Origin of the sequence: Propionibacterium acidifaciens DSM 21887 (genome assembly GCF_000426605.1) — a bacterium.
GTDB classification, from domain to species: domain Bacteria; phylum Actinomycetota; class Actinomycetes; order Propionibacteriales; family Propionibacteriaceae; genus Propionibacterium; species Propionibacterium acidifaciens.
In genome coordinates, this window is the sequence record NZ_AUFR01000067.1 from 1 (window position 1) to 3,465 (window position 3,465).

Consider the following 3,465-nt stretch of genomic DNA (forward strand, 5'->3'; position numbering starts at 1 on the left):
CCAGAACTCGGCGTGGATGCCCGCCTGGGAGGGCGGCCGGGCCAGGATGGTCTTGAGTTCTTCCTTCTGGTCTCGGGTGAGTTTCGCCGCGTTCTGGTTCCCGGCATGGCCGGTCAGCACCGAGCACATCCTGGTGGTCTGCCAGTCGGCCAGCCATTCCTGCACTGTCCTCTCAGTGCGCTCAACCATCTTCGCGATGATACCCACATCAACGCCACGGGAGGCGTACAGAATCGCTTCTGCTTTCATCCGAACCAGCACATGATTGTCGGAACGCTTCTTCCACCTGATCAGGACGGCGGTTTCTTCCAGGGTGACCTCAACCTGCATGCCCCGATCATATCCGAAACAGCACAGGAAATCCACGAAAAATACGGTTTCGTTTCATGTCAGCCATATTATTTAAACGGGTTTGGAACGGATACGCCTTCCTTCCAGAGTTGAAGGTCCGGGAAATCATTACTGTAAATCTGCAACAATTCCCAGTCCGTTGCCACTCCCACCCCTCGCGAGGCGCGCATTTCCGCAGAAAATGGGCTGTCGATACCTGTGAACGGTTTCTCTGCGGCCCGCAATGGCGGCCCTCCACCTGATCCTGATCCACAAATATCCCCTCGCTCAGCGGGCAACTGGACGTCCACCGGTCATGAGTCAGTGAGGAGAAGTCAGGGTCACTCTCGTCTGTCACCGCCGCAACCGCACACAGGCCGAACTCGCCGAATCCGTCGATGTCGGCCGGTCCTCCGTTCCTCCTGGGTCATCCGCCGGTGGACGCCTCGCTTGGGGCGAGGCCTCCGAGGACTTCATCCCCACCATGGATGACCCGGGCCTACCCCTGACCCCGCTCGTCGACGGAGCCCTCGTGCCGTGCTGGAACTGGCGGGACCAGTCCGGCCTGTACTCGGGCAAGCACCACCGCACCGGCCTGCTCGACCACTTCCCCGACACTCCACCGATGGCCGATAAGGGCTGCACCGGGCTGGGCATGATCACCCCGGAACGAAAACCCGTCGGCGGTGAACTCACAGAAACCCAGAAACAATACCACAAGGTCATCAACACACTACGCGCCCCAGTCGGACGAGCAATCGCTAACCTCAAACCCGGAGGATACTCCACACCGGCTACCGAAGATCACTCTGCACCTTCCCCGAGGCCATCGCGGCAGTCATCGCACATAAATTCATAAAAATTAGGTTTGAATAAGAGTCAAACCATCGATTGTCAAATTGCTCTTCGCATTCCGCCATTTCGAGCTAACTGCATCGAGCTGTTTCTGAGTGCCTACAAGAATCATGTGGAACGGAAGCGCTGGACGATCCCACCATTCTCCCAAATCAATCTTCTCTCCCCACTCTGTAGCAGCATTGATCAGACATGACAGGAACAATTCCAACTCAATCTCAAGTTTGGGTGAATTCATCAAGATTTGATCAGGTTCCACCACAATGAGAGCGATACCCTTTCCAGGATCTTGATTGTCTAGACTCGACAAGCATTCATCGAATGCCATCAAGTTTTCCCCAAAATACAAAGGGAATTGACAGGCGGAAGAAAATTCATCGTACAGATCGTTCATCGTACGCATTTTGCGGCCCCGCAGAGCCCGGGTGTACATTCCAAGAGAAGCGCAATCGATGATTATTTGCTCGGCTCTTGATTCACTCGCAACAAGCGACAAGATGAAGCGATCTGGTTCTACCTCTGATATCCTTTCGCAGAAATCTTTCGAAGCTGTCATCGTGGACTCTCTCTTACTTCAATAAAACTTTCATAGTGATCAGTAGTGTAATAGGCTGAACCATCATCACCCATGACAACTCTCTTGGCGTCGCGAGGGGTTCCTTTTACATTTGGGGAGACATCATATTCTCGATAGGAGATTGGGTTGCCTGCCCTGTCGGCCGACGGCAGCTGATTATTCGAATTCATCCATGGGCGACCTCCTTTATGTCCGGGAAGCGGTGTACCTTTTTGGTCTACATGGTCAATGGTCTTCCAGGCATCCTCTTGAACGGGTCCGATGGGTTGATCATATTGCGAGCCTGGTTTGGGTGTGCAGCTGTTGTGGACTGTTGTCCATGTGGTGCCGGCTAGGACGTGGTAGGTGTGGAGGTCTTCGATTTCGAGGTTGTGGACGGTGTGTGCCTGCCCGGTGGCTTCGATGCTCTGCACTGTGACCCAGGTGTTGTCTGGGGTGTGGAGCTGGTCGCCTGGTTTGAGGTGTCCTGCGGGGGTCCAGCCGTGGTCTTTGGTGAGGAAGGGGTGTCCGGTGGTGGTTTCGACCTGGCCGCCGTCTTCGAGCCTCACCACGAGGGTTTCGGTGTTCTCGTGGGTCCAGGTGCGGGTGACGGTGCGGGGCTGGGTGGTGTCGGTGTCGGGGTCCCAGGCGGTGACCTGGTCTCCGGGTTGGACGTCCTGGATGGGTTTCGAGCTGCCGTCGGCCATGAGGACGGGGGTGTCGCCGGTGAAGCAGGCGGCCCCGTTGCAGGCGTCGTGGGCGACCCGGGCGGTGTCGTCGCCGAGGTTCTCGGCGGCGTCCGTGCCGATGGTGGACAGTTCGCGTTCGCCCGTGGTGCGGGCGGCCTGCTCGGCTGCTTCGCGTCCGGTGGTCTCGAGGGCTTCGCGGCCGGCTGTGGCGGCTGCTTCGCGTCCGGCCGCGGCTCCGCCGCCGCCGGGGATGGGGATGGCGCCGATGGCGGCCTCGACGCCGACGCGGGCCCAGTCGACGGTGCCGTTGTCGTGCTTCTGTTGGGCGGTGCTGATCCCGCCGGAGGTGAGGGCCCCGGACAGGCTCATGAGCGCGAGGCCGGCGGGTCCGCCGACGCCGGTGAACATGAGGGCGACGCCGGCGGCGACCGCGGCGCCGGCGGCGATGTACTCCCAGTTGTCCTTCAGCCAGTCCCCGGCGGCCGCGAGGCCGGTCTTGTGCTGGTCCTTCCACTGGTCGAACTCGGCGTCGGTGAGGGGGTGCAGGCCGGACGGGTCGGTGAAGGCGACCGGGTTGTTGGCGGCGTACGCGTAGGGGTTGGCGGCCCAGCCGGCCCCGGTGGTCGGCTGTTGGGGGTCGGGGCTGAGGAAGGCCCGGGTCGCGGGGTCGTAGACGCGGGCGCCCAGCAGCTCGAGGCCTCCGGGCAGGACCAGCTCCCCGGCCGCGCCCAGCAGCATCCCGCCCCCGGCGGCCGGCCCGGCCGGGGTGTCGGGTGGGGTGCCGGCGCCGACGGCCCACACGTCACCGCCGCCGCTGCTGGTGGTGCGGGTGGTGCGCCAGCCGGGGGTCCGCCAGCCGCCGCCGGTGGTGGCGGTGAACCCCGGCACGGACAAGGCGCCGGCACCGGCGGCCGACACCGGGGACGGGAACCCGGCGGCGCTGTCCCAGTCCAGGGGCCGGCCGTCGAGGGCGGCGAGCTCGCCGAGCGCGTCGGTGAACAGTGATGTGCGGGCGTGTTCCAGGGCCGAGTCGAT

At 61.9% G+C, this 3,465-nt stretch carries 3 protein-coding genes; all 3 read right to left on the minus strand.

Annotated elements, in window-relative coordinates:
- The coding region (locus K336_RS0112255; protein ID WP_028707186.1) for a helix-turn-helix domain-containing protein at nucleotides 1-330 on the minus strand (330 nt) is incomplete at its 3' end.
- A gap of 862 nt (nucleotides 331-1,192) precedes the next feature.
- A complete protein-coding gene (locus tag K336_RS18165; protein ID WP_081660856.1) occupies nucleotides 1,193-1,741 on the minus strand; it encodes a barstar family protein in 549 nt (182 codons plus the stop codon).
- Nucleotides 1,738-3,465, minus strand: a 1,728-nt coding sequence (locus K336_RS0112260; protein ID WP_028707185.1) for a polymorphic toxin-type HINT domain-containing protein, incomplete at its 5' end; no start/stop codon positions are given. The genes K336_RS18165 and K336_RS0112260, both read right to left, overlap by 4 nt.